10 protein-coding genes are annotated in these 13684 nt (G+C 69.0%); 4 read left to right on the top strand and 6 right to left on the bottom strand.

Annotated features, from left to right (window positions below; all coding sequences use genetic code 11):
• On the bottom strand, positions 1-2472 hold the full coding sequence (locus tag MTES_RS19820; RefSeq protein WP_013583945.1) for a helix-turn-helix transcriptional regulator: 2472 nt from the start codon (positions 2470-2472) through the stop codon (positions 1-3).
• A 331-nt stretch (positions 2473-2803) separates the two neighbouring features.
• On the opposite strand from MTES_RS19820, the gene MTES_RS04140 reads away from it, so the two are divergent.
• Positions 2804-4465 carry a polysaccharide biosynthesis tyrosine autokinase gene (locus tag MTES_RS04140; protein ID WP_148272803.1) on the top strand — a complete coding sequence of 554 codons (1662 nt, stop codon included), beginning with the start codon at positions 2804-2806 and terminating at the stop codon, positions 4463-4465.
• A 69-nt stretch (positions 4466-4534) separates the two neighbouring features.
• On the opposite strand, the gene MTES_RS04135 is transcribed toward MTES_RS04140, so the two are convergent.
• Positions 4535-5899, bottom strand: coding sequence for a sugar transferase (locus MTES_RS04135; RefSeq protein ID WP_231848140.1), 1365 nt, complete (start codon positions 5897-5899; stop codon positions 4535-4537).
• Positions 5900-6357: 458 nt separating this feature from the next.
• On the opposite strand from MTES_RS04135, the gene MTES_RS04130 reads away from it, so the two are divergent.
• The 3 genes from MTES_RS04130 to MTES_RS04120 all read left to right on the top strand — a co-directional run bounded on the left by MTES_RS04130 (position 6358) and on the right by MTES_RS04120 (position 7957).
• Positions 6358-6633 (top strand): helix-turn-helix transcriptional regulator, encoded by a 276-nt coding sequence (locus MTES_RS04130; protein WP_013583941.1) that lies wholly within the window; start codon positions 6358-6360, stop codon positions 6631-6633.
• Between the two features lie 93 nt (positions 6634-6726).
• Positions 6727-7122 (top strand): DUF6907 domain-containing protein, encoded by a 396-nt coding sequence (locus MTES_RS19055; protein WP_013583940.1) that lies wholly within the window; start codon positions 6727-6729, stop codon positions 7120-7122.
• Positions 7123-7285: 163 nt separating this feature from the next.
• Positions 7286-7957 (top strand): protein-tyrosine-phosphatase, encoded by a 672-nt coding sequence (locus tag MTES_RS04120; protein ID WP_013583939.1) that lies wholly within the window; start codon positions 7286-7288, stop codon positions 7955-7957.
• A gap of 93 nt (positions 7958-8050) precedes the next feature.
• On the opposite strand, the gene MTES_RS19495 is transcribed toward MTES_RS04120, so the two are convergent.
• The 4 genes from MTES_RS19495 to MTES_RS04105 all read right to left on the bottom strand — a co-directional run bounded on the left by MTES_RS19495 (position 8051) and on the right by MTES_RS04105 (position 13573).
• Positions 8051-8188: a hypothetical protein gene (locus MTES_RS19495; RefSeq protein ID WP_013583938.1), complete on the bottom strand. Its 138-nt coding sequence runs from the start codon at positions 8186-8188 to the stop codon at positions 8051-8053.
• Positions 8189-8299: 111 nt separating this feature from the next.
• On the bottom strand, positions 8300-10294 hold the full coding sequence (locus MTES_RS04115; protein WP_013583937.1) for an ABC1 kinase family protein: 1995 nt from the start codon (positions 10292-10294) through the stop codon (positions 8300-8302).
• A 320-nt stretch (positions 10295-10614) separates the two neighbouring features.
• A complete protein-coding gene (locus MTES_RS04110; protein ID WP_013583936.1) occupies positions 10615-11940 on the bottom strand; it encodes a UDP-glucose dehydrogenase family protein in 1326 nt (441 codons plus the stop codon).
• Positions 11941-12013: 73 nt separating this feature from the next.
• Positions 12014-13573: a sugar transferase gene (locus MTES_RS04105; protein ID WP_013583935.1), complete on the bottom strand. Its 1560-nt coding sequence runs from the start codon at positions 13571-13573 to the stop codon at positions 12014-12016.
• Between the last annotated feature and the right edge of the window lie 111 nt (positions 13574-13684).

Raw genomic sequence — 13684 nt, 5'->3', positions numbered from 1 at the left:
TCACCCCTCGTTGTCGTTCTCGATCAGGCCCCAGGCGTGCGCCGCGCGGATGGCGCTGGCGCGGTCCGAGACCTCGAGTTTGCGGTAAAGGCTCTGCAGTTGCGTCTTCACGGTGTTCGGCGACACCACGAGAACCCGAGCGATGTCGGCGATCGTCGACGCGGGCGTCAGCTGAGCCAGGACGACCTGTTCCCGCTTGGTGAGATGCGGAACACTGACGGATGACGCGAAGAATGAATCGCGCGCCGCGACGCGCTCTCGGGCGGCGCTCGAGAGCGCACCGATCACCATCGCCCGGTCCTCCGGCGCCACCGCGCTCCAGGGACTCCACAGATCGAAGCGGAGGCTGATGGCCTCGGCGCGCTCCACGGTGCTGCGCTGCGCGGCGGAGCCGTTGAGCCGAATGTCGGCCACGATGCTCACCACCATGCTCTCCAGGGAAGCGCGAGGGGAGGACTCCTGGTGGATCCCCCACTTCACGCTCATCACGAACGCCTCATGTGCGCGGCCCGCATAGAGCTGGGAGAGCGCGATCGCCGGGGCCGTCGCCGAGGACAGACCGAACGGCCCCTCGAAGAGGGCCAACGCCTTCCGCGCCTGCCGGAGGGCGATGAGGACCTTCGCCCGTGCCGTGAGCATCTGCGTCGATTGGAAGTGTGACGGGGGCGTGCTCCGGGCCCGCGTACCCCAGGAGCGCAGGACGCCGAGCGCGTCGGGAGCCGCTCCGGAGAGCAGGAACGCGAGGGCTTGCGTCGAGGCCGCGAAGGGCCAGAGCTCCCGTGCGGAGGTGGTCGCCGGAACCGTTTCGAGGATTCGTCGCGCTTCGTGCGCGTCGCCCCGCTCGAGCGACAGCCAGGCGTCAGCGAGACGGATGGCCTCGCCCCACGGCGTGTCGAACCAGTTGTCGTCGCGCGTGCGCTCGACGAGGACTTCGGCGCCGCGGACGTCTCCTTCGAGCAGCGCGATCACGGCGAGTGTCCCGGTCGCACGGATCCGTTGCGGCGGAGGAGCCATCCGTTCGACGTGCCCCATGGACAGAGAGGCGTCGCGCAGTCTCCCCATCGCGAAGTGGGTCATCGCGACCTGATACCACCCCTCCACGACGACATCGGCGGGGAGGTCCTGACGACGCCGAAGGGCATCGAGCAGCAGAGCCGCCGACTCCGTGGCCAGGGCGAAGCGCCCCGCAGCCCGCAGGAGGCTCACGCGCAAGGTCAGGCCGGGGATGTTGCCGTGCGAGGCGGCCCTCGCCTCGGGCACCTTGCCGAGCGCGCCGATGATGGCGGCGGGTACCTCGGACGACGTGGCCGTCTCCGCGTCCAGGGTCAGAAGGGTGTCGACCGCGATCGGCTCGGAGCCTGCGTGTGAGCGGAGGACGGCGATCAACGAGCGGAAGGCGGCGGCGTCGCGAGCCCAGATCTCTGCTCCGGACGAACGGAGCACAGAAGCGAGAGTGACCCACTGTCCCGAATCGGCGGCCAACTGCGCCGCCCGCAAAGGCTCGCCGGTGGCGACGAGATGCTCCAGAAGCCGCAGCCGGGTGCGCTCGACCAATGCGGGCTGTCGCGCTTCGATCTCGCGCAGCCACTGGGCCCGTACGGGTTCGGCGAGCACGAGGCGCGTGGAACTCGGCCAGACGAAACCGGCATCCTGCAATTCGGTGAGGAGCTGTTGCGTCGTCCCGGTCGTGGGGTCGATCCCGATGGCGTCGGCCAACTCGACGTTGATGAACGGAGCGACGGCCAGCAGCCTGAGCTCGTCGGTGACGGGAATCGTCAGGTGCTGCTCCATGTCGCCGGTCAGGGAGCGAGTCGCGTGCTCGGCGGCCGACTCCGCCTCGTCTCGGCTGCGCAGCGAGAGCCCCTCGAGGCGGAGCCGAGAACTCACCAGTTGCGCGAGCGCCGGCCAGCCGTGGGTGCGCGTCATCAGGGTGTCGAGCGCCGCATCCGTGGCATCCACCCCGTTCAGCTCGAACACGACGGCGAGTTCGGAACGCGACATCAACAGGTCGGAGGGCGGGAGCACGTGGACGTCGAACTCGAGCGCGACCAGCGGACTTTCGAGCCGGGTGACGTGTCGCGTGGCCACGACCACGCGGAGGGCGGGGTCCGCGCGCAGTGCGTCGAGGAGGTGCTCCGAGGTGAGACCCGATCTGTCGGTCAGGTTGTCGACGAGCAGGATGTGCTGCGCCGGACCGTCGCGGAAAGCCGCGGCCACCTTCTCGAACACGTCGGGAGAGGTCTGCTCGGCGTCGATCAGCTGAACCCCCACCTCTGGAGCGTCCGCGAGCGCCGTCGCGAACTGCCGGAGCAATGAGGTCTTCCCCGACCCGGCGGGTCCGCGCAGGAGCACGACGTCGCTCGTGACGCTGTCTTTCAGTGTCGAGACCGTGTCGCAGCGAGGGGTCCAGAAGCGGCTCGAGCGGCGCGAGGCTCGCGAGGCAGAGGGTGAGGTGTCCAGGTCGATCAGCATCGGGTGTCTCCAACTCAGTGACCGTCGCCCCCTTCGCCTCGGTCTGAGGGAGGGACGAGCCGGTGATTCACGCGACGAACGCGCAGTGACGATCATTGAGGTCACCCGCGGGTGACACCGGCCGAACGGAGGGTCTTTCATCCCTGCCGTCATCCCCTCGTCACCCTCGCGGCATCACACCCTCTTCCTCGGCGGAAGCGGAAACCGCGCCGTCGCCCCTCGCCTGTCCACGTAGGGACGGGGGTGTCCGGGAGCGTGGAGGCGGTGTGCCTATGCTGCGTCCGGCTCGGCGGCTCGTCGCCGGTCGTGCGAAAGGCGGACACGAGTGGACATGCAGAGGGTGGTTCGCGTCTTGCGGGCCTACTGGAAGGCGATCGTCGCCCTGACCGTGGTCGGAGGCCTCGCCGGGTTGGGGTGGAGTGCGCTTCAGCCCCGGGTGTACACCGCCGACGCGAGCGGATACGTCGCCGCGATGTCATCGGACAACTCGACCGGCGCGGCTCTGGCGGGTGACCAGCTGGCGTTGTCGAAGGTCAAGTCGTTCATCGACATGGGGTACTGGCGCAGCGTCGCGGAAGCGGCGAAAGAGGATCTGGGCCTGTCGGACAGCCCGGAGTCGCTCGTGCAGCGCATCCAGGTGTCCAACCCGGTGGACACGGTCAATGTTCGTGTGGATGCGGCGGGCCCGACGCCGGAGGCCGCCCGAGACCTCGCCGAGGCGTGGATCCGCGGAATGACGAAGCAGGTCGACGGTTTGAACTCTGCGGGTTCGGGGCAGGGCGCGGTCCGACTGGTGGCGGGGGATTCGGCTCGACTCCCCACGTCGCCATCGTCTCCGAACGTGCGTCTGAACGTGGCGATCGGCGCGATCGCCGGCGCGATCCTGGGCGTCGTGTTCGCGCTCGTGCGGCGGGCGTTCGATCGCCGTCTGCGTGCGGCCCGCGACATCACGGAAGCGGTGGACACGTCCGTGGTCGGTGTGCTGCCGGTCGACAAAGAGCTCGCCTCCGGACGCGCGGTCTTCTCGTTCGACGACATCAAAGACGGCCGCGGATCGTTCGCGCACAAGGAGGCGATGCGTGAGCTGCGCACCAACCTCCAGTACGTCGATGTCGACCACCCGGCGAAGGTCATCGTGATCACCAGCCCGCTTCCCGGAGACGGCAAGTCGACCACCGCGGCGAACCTCGCGGTGAGCATTGCGGCCACAGGTCGGTCGGTGATCCTCATCGACGCGGACATGCGTCGCCCTGTCCTGGGCGGGATGTTCGGCTTCTCGGATGACGTGGGGCTGTCGGATGTCCTCGCCGGGCGCGCGCAGATCGAACAGGTCGCCCATCAGGTGGACGAACACGGCCGACTCTTCGTGGTCGCCGCGGGGCGCACGCCGCCCAACCCGACGGAGATGGTCGGCTCGCAGCGCATGCAGCAGCTCGCGCGAAGACTGTCCGACGACATGATCGTCGTCATCGATTCGCCGCCGACTCTCGCGGTCGCCGACGCCGCGGTGATCGCGAGCTGGGCCGACGGCGCTGTCCTCGTGGTCACGGCGGGGCGCACGACGGACGACATGCTCGTGCGCGCGTCGGACAACATCGGCAAGACGCGCGGCCGGCTCCTCGGCGTCGTCTTGAACCGTGTCCCGCTCCGCGGCGTCGATTCGAGCTACTACGGGTCGCAGTACGCCGGCTATTACGGGTACGGCGCTGCGTCAGGGGCGCGACGATCCTGGTGGCGGCGGGGGTGGTTCGGGAGCGCGAAGCGTCGGCCCGACGACGACGCGGAGGCCGTGGCGGACCCGGGTCCGCGCCGCCGTGCGGCCCTGCCCCCTGACAACGTCAGTGGACTGCGCACCCTCTCGCAGCGGAGGACGGCAGGAGGGCAATCGGGTGACACGACGGGCGAAGACCGCGAAAGCGCGGTCGTGGCGACGAAACCCGCCGTCTCCGCGCAGGAAGCGGCGGTCGGCGTGCGTCGCCGACGTCGTCCCTGACACACTCACACGCGAGAGGGGGAAGGGCGCCGATCCGCAGATCGGCGCCCTTCCCCCTCTCGCGTGTGGTCAATGCGCGGTCGCTCCGGGAGCGATCACCGCCTTGAAGGTGCGCGCGAGGATGACGATGTCCCCGACCAACGACCAGTTCTCGACGTAGAACAGGTCGAGTCGGATGGCGTCGTCCCACGCGAGCGCCGAGCGTCCGCTGACCTGCCACAGCCCGCTCATACCCGGACGGACGATGAGGCGTCGGCGGGCGTCGTCGTCGTAGAACGCGACCTCCGCGTCGCGCTGGGGCCGCGGTCCGACCAGGCTCATATGCCCACTCAGCACGTTGAACAGCTGGGGCAGTTCGTCGAGTGAGTACTTGCGCAGCCATCGTCCGACGCTCGTGATGCGGGGGTCGTTCTCGACCTTGAACAGAGGCGTCCCTTCGCGCCCCTGCTCGGCGAGCAGCTCGTGCAGGCGCGCATCCGCGCCGTCGACCATCGACCGGAACTTGAGCATCCCGAAGTGCGACCCACCCTGACCGACACGCTGCTGGCGATAGAGCACGCGGCCCGGGCTCGACATCCGGACCAGCGCGGCCAATGCGAGCAGGACCGGGGAGAGGAGCAGGATGAGTGTCGCCGAGCCGATGATGTCGAAGGCGCGCTTGAGCACTTTCTGCGTCGTGGAGTACTGCGGCGTCTCGATGTGGACCAGGGGAAGACCCGCGACGGGGCGGGTGTGGATGCGCGGTCCCGCGACATCGGCGAGATTGACGGCGACGATGAGGTGCTGCCGACCCGGCTCGAGGATCCAGCCGATGCGTCTGATGTCTTGCGGTTGGAGATGCGATCCTCCCGTCACGAGCACGCTGTCCGCCCGCAGGTCATCGAGACGCTCCCGCAGTCGGCGGGAGTGACGGTCAGTCCAGCCGCCGGCGACCGCCTCTGCGGTGAGGGTGTGCGCTCCCACGACCGTGAAGCCCACGGCGGGGTGGCGGTCCAGCTCGGCGGCGACCCGGCGGTTCTCCTGCTCTCCGCCCAGCAACACCACGCGCGTCGCCATGGACCCCTTGCGCCTCTGAGCGACCAGCCAGGATCGACACGCCATCCGCGCGCCGAGGAGGACGGTGGTGCCGGCGGGCAGGCTCAGCAGGAAGTAACCCCGAGACAGGTCGATGCTGCCGAGGTACGCGCCGATGGCGACGAGGCCGAAGAGCTGCAGCGAGGCCCCGAGGATCAGACGGTGCTCCGTGATGCCGTGCCCGAGGACACGGGGATGCCGGCTTCCGCTGAGACTCAGAGCGAGGAGCCACGCGCCGGAGAGCAGGACCGAGACGGTGGTGTAGCTGACGGGCGCCGAGCTGACCTCCAACGGGTGCGGCCCCAGCCAGAGAAGTTGTGCTCCGAACACGGACGCCAGGACGACGAGGGTGTCGACCACGGTGAGGATCCGCGCATAGCGGCGCTGCCATGACGTCCCCGGCGAGCGAGCGGCCGACGTCGATGTCGAGGGGGATGGTGAAGACAAAGTTGAGACGGCGAGGTTCATAGATGCTCCGCTGACGGTGCCCGAGGGTCAGGAAAGGGGCCGCCGCCGGGACACGCGACATGCGGCGGGCCTCGGAACTGTGCCACTCGACTCGCCACCGGCCGTCGTGGCTCGGTAGGCCCGCGCGCGGGTGAAACGGCCGGGCGGGGGTCCGCGCCGGACGCCTGCATCGGCGCGGGATCGACGGCCGCGGTGGCGAGTGCGAGGCGTGCCTTCGCTGATCCCCTGCCCGCTCACCCCCGGAGAGAGATCACTCACCTCCTCGCGTCGGCGAGCGGTGACGGACTCCGAGGAAGGAGTGGCATGTAAACATGTTCATGTGAGCGTGGCTCTCCGATCAAGCTGGGACGATGACCGACGAGGCCGACCCCTGGAACGACTTCGCGCGCGAATTGGGGAAGCGGCTCCTCCGCGCGCGGGCGCAGCGAGGGCTGTCGCAGGAGCACGTGGCCCACGCGGCCGGGCTCGCGACGTTCACCTATCGCAAGCTCGAGAAGGGCGAGTCGAACCCGGGGACGCCGGCGAACCCCCGTCTCAAGACGCTCGTGGCGCTCGCCGAGGTTCTGGAGATGTCCCTCGAGGAACTGATCCCCGCGCGTCCGGGAGGCGTGGCACCCGGGCGTTGAGCTCGATGTCGGAGGGTCGTGGTTCACTTTGGGCGTGCCCACCGATGATGGGGCCGTCCAGAACGCGGCGGTCCTGCGAGAGAGGTGTCAGGCATGAATCGAATTCCGGCAGAGCATCGTGCGCAGGCGACTCGGTGTGCGTTCGTGTGGTGCACGACGGACCACGGTGAGACGGTGCATCCCGCCGATGAGACTCACCGGAGCGCGGGAACCGGCTTCGCGGCGCGCGTGCGCGACGGACTCGTCGGAGGCGCCGGCGTCTTCACGGAGATCGAGGTGGGAGTCGTCCGCCGCCCCGACGACGCCGAGTCGTGGGTCGCGCTGGAGTTCGGCGCGGACTGCAGCATCGCCATCGATGCCGCCGGCGCACGCACGCTGGGTCGGCTGCTGCTCGACGCCCCTGACATGGCGGCAGCGGTCGACGACGGTGCTGCTGGCGTAGGTGGCGAGGCGCCGCCCCGCGACCGCGCCGAGGGGTTCGACGGCTGAGGGCACCGCTGCGGGATTCGGGACGGAAGTCGTCGTGCGTGGCGGCCCGATGCGTTCACCCGCGAAGGTCGGAGGCCACGGAGGCGAACGGCGGGTCGGGAGCAGTCGGTACCTGCGTTTTACTGGCCGGGCGCGGTGTCGTCGCGCGGGAGGAGTCTTTCCGATGTCGTCATACCGTGCCCCGGGCGGACCGCACATCATCGTGGTGTGCACGGCGAACGCCATCCGATCGCCGTTCGTCGAGAACCTCCTGCGGGAGAGGCTGACGAGGAGGGGGCTGTCCGGGATCGAACTCGAGAGCGCCGGTACAGCGGCTCGTCCCGGAGGCCCCGCGGAGGAGGGAGCGCGGGCCCTCGCGCGTGCGCACGGCGTCTCCCTGGATGCGCATCGCACGCGTCGTCTGGACGAGCGGATGCTGAGGGAGAACTCGGCCGTGCTGTGCGCCGAGCGCGCGCACCGGCGCGTCGTCTTGGGGATGCGTCCCGACCTCGTAGGGGCCGTCTTCACGATCCGCGAGTTCGCCAGGCTGCTCGACATCGCTCGGCCGGCAGGTTCGCTGAACGAGTGGTCGTCGGTTCTCTCGGCGACCGCGCGCGCACGCTTCGGCGATCGTCACGTCTCGGCGAGCGAGGACGACATCCTCGATCCGATCGGCCAGGACGCGCCCGTCTGGGCCGCGTTCGAGCGACAAGCGACGAGCGCCGTCGACATCATCGTCGAGGCGATGGCGGGACTCGCGCAGCCCGGGACGGATGGGGGTTCATCCGCACGGCCGACAACCCGCCGAGAGTATCGGGCCGCGACGCGCGCCTCCGCTCACGAGACTCGGGTGTGACGAGTCCTCGCCGGTCGCGAGCGCGTGCGGGGCGGGCCATGCCTCACGATGGACCCGCAGTGCCCGTACCGGACAAGGCGCCGACGGGTGGGGTCAGAGGCTCCGTGTGACGAGCGACGGCACACGGCCGTCTTCGGTCTCGGAGCGCGCGATCATCCGGCCGAGGCCGATGCCGGCAGCGAGCGAGATGACGATCCAGGCGAACAGAGCAACCAGGAAAGCGACGACCATGGGACTTCTCCTTTGGAGTCCGGGTGGTGCAACGACAGGGTGACTGCTGCTCACAGTAGCGGCGCCCGCCCAGGACGCGGCGCATCCGCGCCACGAAAGTTCGGCGATTCTTCAGCCTCGGCGACTGAACGTCCGTCGCACGATGCGCAGGAGCCCGAGGAAGCCGAACAGTCCGATCACCGCGCCGAGGACGGCGAAGAGGGTGACGGATCCGCCGAGGACGGGTCCTCCGCCCGAGATGATCAGCACGACCGCGATCACGACCGCAGCGATCGACACCAACGTCGACGCAGCCTCGGCGGTGACGCGATTCAGGATGCCGCCGGCATCCGTTCCGTCCTTCGAGCGGAGGGTGACTCCGATGGACCCCTTCTCGATTCCGGTCAGGAGCGCCTCGAGGCGCCGTGGCATGCGCTGGATGCGCGCCATCGAGATGACGGCCCCGGCCTGGAGGTCGGTGGCCAATCGCTTCGCAGAGAGCGTTCGCCGCAAGAGTGCGGGCATCAACGGCAGTGCGCGCCCGACCATGTCGAAGTCGTCGACGATGACCCGCAGGCAGCCCTCCAGAGTGGCGAAACTGCGGAAAGCGGAGGCCAGCTCACCCGGGAGGGCGATCCGGTGCTGACGGATGACATCGACCATGCGCGTGAAGATCGAGCCCTGGCCGTCCGTGCGCAGATGCTCTGTCGTGAGCACGATGCCCACATCGTGCCGGAAGGCCTCGAGGTCCACGTCCTCGGGCGCATCGACGATGAGCAGGAGTGCATCGGTGGCGGCCACATCGTTCTCGCCCAGCGCGGCCAGGAGGAGAGCCGTCATGTGCTCTCGGCGGCTGCGCTCGATGATCCCCACCGCGCCGAAATCGATGAGGCCGAGGGTGCCGTCCTCCTTCAAGAGGACGTTGCCGGGGTGCAGATCGGCGTGGAACACGCCGTACACCAAGATCTGCTCGATGACGGTCGACATGAGGACCTGCGCCAGGCGATCGCGCTGTTCCGGGTCCAGGGCGGCCAGGCGATCCGTCGAGTCGCTCAGTGCGGCGCCATCGACGAGCTCCATGGTGAGGACCCGCGGGCCGGACGCGTTCGGGAAGACATGGGGAACGGACACGAAACCGCGCCGGTCCGGCTCCGCTTTGTCGATCCGTTCGAGCGTGGAGCGAATCATCTCGGTGTTGCGCGCCTCGATGCGGTAGTCGAGCTCCTCGAGGAGCGTCGCGGTGAATCCCCGCGCCACCGACTCGATGTGGAGGTCCCGGCCCACTCTCGTGCGCGCTTCGGCGCGATGGGCGAGACGGCCGATGATGTCGGCATCCGCTTCCACCTGCGCGCGGGCGGCGGGGCGTTGCACCTTCACGACCACGTCGGTCCCGTCGAGGAGTCGCGCCCGGTGCACTTGCGCCACCGATGCGGCCGCGAGGGGGATGCGATCCACCTCGGCGTACACCTCGTCGATCGACGTCCCCAGATCGTTCTCGATGACCTCTCGCACCGTCTCCCACGGCAGCGTCGTCGCCTTGGTCTGCAGGCTCGAGAGGGCGCTGAGATACGGCTCCGGGATCAGGTCGCGTCGAGTGGAGAGAACCTGCCCGAGCTTGACGAAGCTGACTCCGGCGTCGTTGATGGTGGACACGATGGCGTTCGCGCGTTCTTCAGCCGTGCTCAGCTCTTGCTCGACGCGGGCGCGTCCGCCGTGGAACAGCCACCCCACGCCGTGACGTGATGCGATGGCGAGGATCTCGAGGTACCGCCGCGTGCGCTTCCGCTGCCGCAGCGCGGCGCGAACGAGATCGATCGGATTCGGCAGGGGGCGCGTGGGGAAGATCGCCTCGCTCGCGACCAGCGTCGCCACCCCGAGCGCGAAGACCCAGGCGATCGCCAGGGCGACCAGAGCCAGCCAGAGGCCGGCTTCGCCCGCGGGTTCCGGAGACGCCCCGGTCTGACGGAGCACCCAATCGGCGAAGGGGACGCCGAGGAAGAAGACCAGCAGGCCGATGACGATGCTGCGCGGCCAGCCCACCGCCGTCCCCAGGATGCGGCGGGCGACGAACCCCACGAGCACCGCCGAGACGATGGCGGCGACGGAGATGAGGAGGCTGACGACCACGGGGTCAGCGTAGCCGTCGCGTCACGAGATACGGAGATGTCCGCAGTCGGGGCAGCGCCAATGCGCGCAGCGGCCGGTGAGCTTTTCGACCATCGGCAGGAGGCAGGACGAGCATCGGGGAGGGAAGCCGAGGTCACTGTCGTCGTATGCCGGCTCCGGGACGAGGGGGCGGGGAAGAGAGGAGAGCATGGGATGTCCTTCGGGGTGAGAGGGCATTCTTACATGCGCACGCGAACGGTGGAGGGGTCTGTCCACAGGGGGCGGTGCCGCGACGACGAAAGACGCCCCGGCCGGGGCCGGGGCGTCTTCGAGCGCTGAGATCAGGGGCGACCCATGCCGTGGTAGGTCCACCCGGCGGCGCGCCAGGCGGCCGCGTCGAGGCAGTTGCGGCCGTCGATCACGACGTGACCGCGCGTCAGCGTCGCCGCGTACGCGGGGTCGAGCTGGTGGCGGTACTCGTCCCACTCGGTCACGACGATCACGGCGTCGGCCTCCCGCAGAGCTTCGTCGCGGTCGTGCACGTACGTCAGCTGCGGGTGGACGCGCTGAGCGTTCTCGATCGCCGCGGGGTCGGTGAGGGTGACGTCGGCACCGAGACCGTGCAGACGGACCGCCACGTCGAGAGCGGGGGAGTCGCGGATGTCGTCGCTGTGGGGCTTGAAGGCGGCGCCCAGCACCGTGACCTTCTTCTGGAAGACGGACCCGCCGAGGGCCTCGCTCGTCAGCTCGACGGCGCGATCGCGCCGACGCAGGTTGATGGCGTCGATCTCGCGCAGGAACGCGACCGATTCTCCGCGGCCGAGCTCTTCGGCGCGAGCGGAGAACGCGCGGATGTCCTTCGGCAGGCAGCCGCCACCGAAGCCGATGCCCGCACCGAGGAACCGGCGACCGATGCGCGCGTCGTGGCCGATCGCGTCGGCGAGGGTCGTCACGTCCGCACCGGTGACCTCGGCGATCTCCGCGATCGCGTTGATGAAGCTGATCTTCGTCGCGAGGAAGGCGTTGGCCGACACCTTCACGAGCTCAGCCGTCGCGTAGTCGGTGACGATGAACGGAGTGCCCTTGGCGATCGAGGGGTGGTAGACCTCGCGGAGAATCTGCGCCGCGCGTTCGCCCTCGGGGGTCGCAGCGCCCTCGGAGAAGGGGACGCCGGCCACCAGACGGTCGGGGTCGATGGTGTCCTGAACGGCCCAGCCCTCGCGGAGGAACTCCGGGTTCCACACGAGCGTCGCCCCCGTTTCGGAGACGCGCGGGGCGAGCGTCGCCGCCGTGCCGACCGGAACAGTGGACTTGCCCGCGACCAGATCGCCTTCCGAGAGGTAGGGGAGCAGGCCGTCGACGGCGGCGTTGACGTACGTGAGGTCGGCGGCGTAGCCACCCGCCTGCTGCGGGGTCCCCACGCCGATGAAGTGGACCTTCGCGCCCTGCGCCGCCGCCATGTCGGTCGTGAAGGACAGGCGACCCGACGCGATGCCCTCGGTCAGGATCTCCTGAAGGCCGGGCTCGAAGAACGGCGCCTCGCCCTTGCTCAGCGCGGTGATCTTGCGCTCGTCGACGTCGATGCCCACGACCTCATGGCCGATGGAAGCCATCGCCGCCGCGTGCACCGCACCCAGGTAACCGCACCCCACTACAGACAAACGCACGATGGAAGCCTTTCAGATTTTTGTCGACGCGACGCGGAGACACCCGGTCGCGGACCCGCGAACCGCGGGGATTTCACGCGGCGGTATCGCCCGGCGCCAGGGCGGCGCGGGCGGTCTTGCCGAGAATGACGAAGTCGCCCAGGAGTGTCCAGTTCTCCACGTAGGACAGGTCCAGGCGGACCGACTCCTCCCAGGAGAGCGAAGATCGACCGCTGACCTGCCACAGTCCCGTGATGCCGGGCTTGGCGAGGAAACGGCGGTGCACGTGGTCGGCGTACTGGGCGACCTCGGACGGCAGCGGCGGGCGGGGGCCCACGAGGGACATGGACCCACCGATGACGTTGAACAGCTGCGGCAGCTCATCGAGGCTGAACTTCCGCATCACCCGGCCGATCGGGGTCACGCGAGGGTCGTTCTTCATCTTGAACAACACCTCGTTGCCCGAGTCGCGCTGCTGCGCGGCGAGGTCGTCGAGCAGTTCCTCGGCGTTGACGACCATGGACCGGAACTTGATCATCGTGAACTCGGTGCCGTGGAAACCGATGCGCGTCTGGCGGAAGAAGACCGGACCGCTGCTCGACAGGCGCACGGTGATGGCGAGGAACGCCAGGAGCGGGCTCAGCAGGATGACGCCGGTGATGCTCGCGATGAGGTCGACGGTGCGCTTGAGGAACACCTGTCCGCGCGAGAACCGCGGGGTCTCGACGTGGATGAGGGGGAGCCCCGCGACCGGCCGGGTATGCAGTCGCGGGCCGGCGATGTCGATGATGCTCGGGGCGAGGACGAGGTGCTGGCGCCCGGCCTCGAGGCTCCACGAGATCTCTTTCACCTTGTCGGCGGGGAGCTCGTCGGCGCTCGTGACGGCGACGGTGTCGGCACCGGTGGCGGAGAGTGCTCGGGAGATGTCCCCGACGTGTCCCATCACGGGAATGGCGGTCCCGGGGATGACGTCGGCGATCTTGCCGTTCGGCACGCAGGCGCCGACGACGCGGTATCCGGCGCTCGGGGTGCGGGCGAACTCCCTCGCCAGCTGCGTGACCGAGGTGAGGGAGCCGACGAGGAGGACGTTGGCGGAGTACTTGCCCTGGGAGCGTTGGACGATCAGCCACTGGCGCCAGAGCCAGCGGGTGAAGACGAGGACGGCGATGCCGGCCGGGAGGGAGATGAGGAGGTACCCGCGCGCGACGTCGATCTGTGTCAGGAACGCGAGGATCGCCACGGCGCCGAAGACGCGGAAACTGGAGTCCACGATCCGCACGTACTCCTGTGAGCCGGTGCCGATCACGCGGTCGCTGCGGGAGTCGACGAAGGACAGGGCCCACATCCACGCGACGATGAGCAGCGCCGAGAAGATCCAGTACGACAGGTCGGTGATGCGACCGTCTTTGTTGGCGGCGACGGCGACGTTGCCGGTTCCGAACCACACCAGCTGCGTGCCGTAGACGACCCACACCAGGGAGGCGAGATCGGTGAGGAAGAGATTCCGGCGATACCGCAGACGCCATCTGTCCCGGGGATGATGGGTGACCGAGGTCGGCGACGAGGGCGCGGAGCTGTCCACGACGGGCTCGGAACCCCCGGCGTAGATGTCCTGCGACGTCGATGTCGCGTCGACTCTCAGGTCAGACGTCACAGTTCGTAGGCCTTTCCCCCAAGGTGCCTGGAAAACACTTTCTCCCCGCTGAACGATAACAGGCGGATCTCACCCAGTGAATCACCCTCGGGTGAACGCGATGTTTCTGAG

The sequence above is a fragment of the Microbacterium testaceum StLB037 genome (assembly GCF_000202635.1).
Taxonomy (GTDB): Bacteria; Actinomycetota; Actinomycetes; order Actinomycetales; family Microbacteriaceae; genus Microbacterium; species Microbacterium testaceum_F.
The sequence above is the reverse complement of the archived record's forward strand: the minus strand, read 5'-3'. Positions and strand labels throughout refer to the sequence as shown.

Bases quoted from the DNA above. Each gene is read 5' to 3' on its own strand.
- MTES_RS19820 (WP_013583945.1), bottom strand. From the start codon at position 2,472: ATGCTGATCGACCTGGACACCTCACCCTCTGCCTCGCGAGCCTCGCGC.
- MTES_RS04140 (WP_148272803.1), top strand. From the start codon at position 2,804: ATGCAGAGGGTGGTTCGCGTCTTGCGGGCCTACTGGAAGGCGATCGTC.
- MTES_RS04130 (WP_013583941.1), top strand. From the start codon at position 6,358: ATGACCGACGAGGCCGACCCCTGGAACGACTTCGCGCGCGAATTGGGG.
- MTES_RS19055 (WP_013583940.1), top strand. From the start codon at position 6,727: ATGAATCGAATTCCGGCAGAGCATCGTGCGCAGGCGACTCGGTGTGCG.
- MTES_RS04120 (WP_013583939.1), top strand. From the start codon at position 7,286: ATGTCGTCATACCGTGCCCCGGGCGGACCGCACATCATCGTGGTGTGC.
- MTES_RS19495 (WP_013583938.1), bottom strand. From the start codon at position 8,188: ATGGTCGTCGCTTTCCTGGTTGCTCTGTTCGCCTGGATCGTCATCTCG.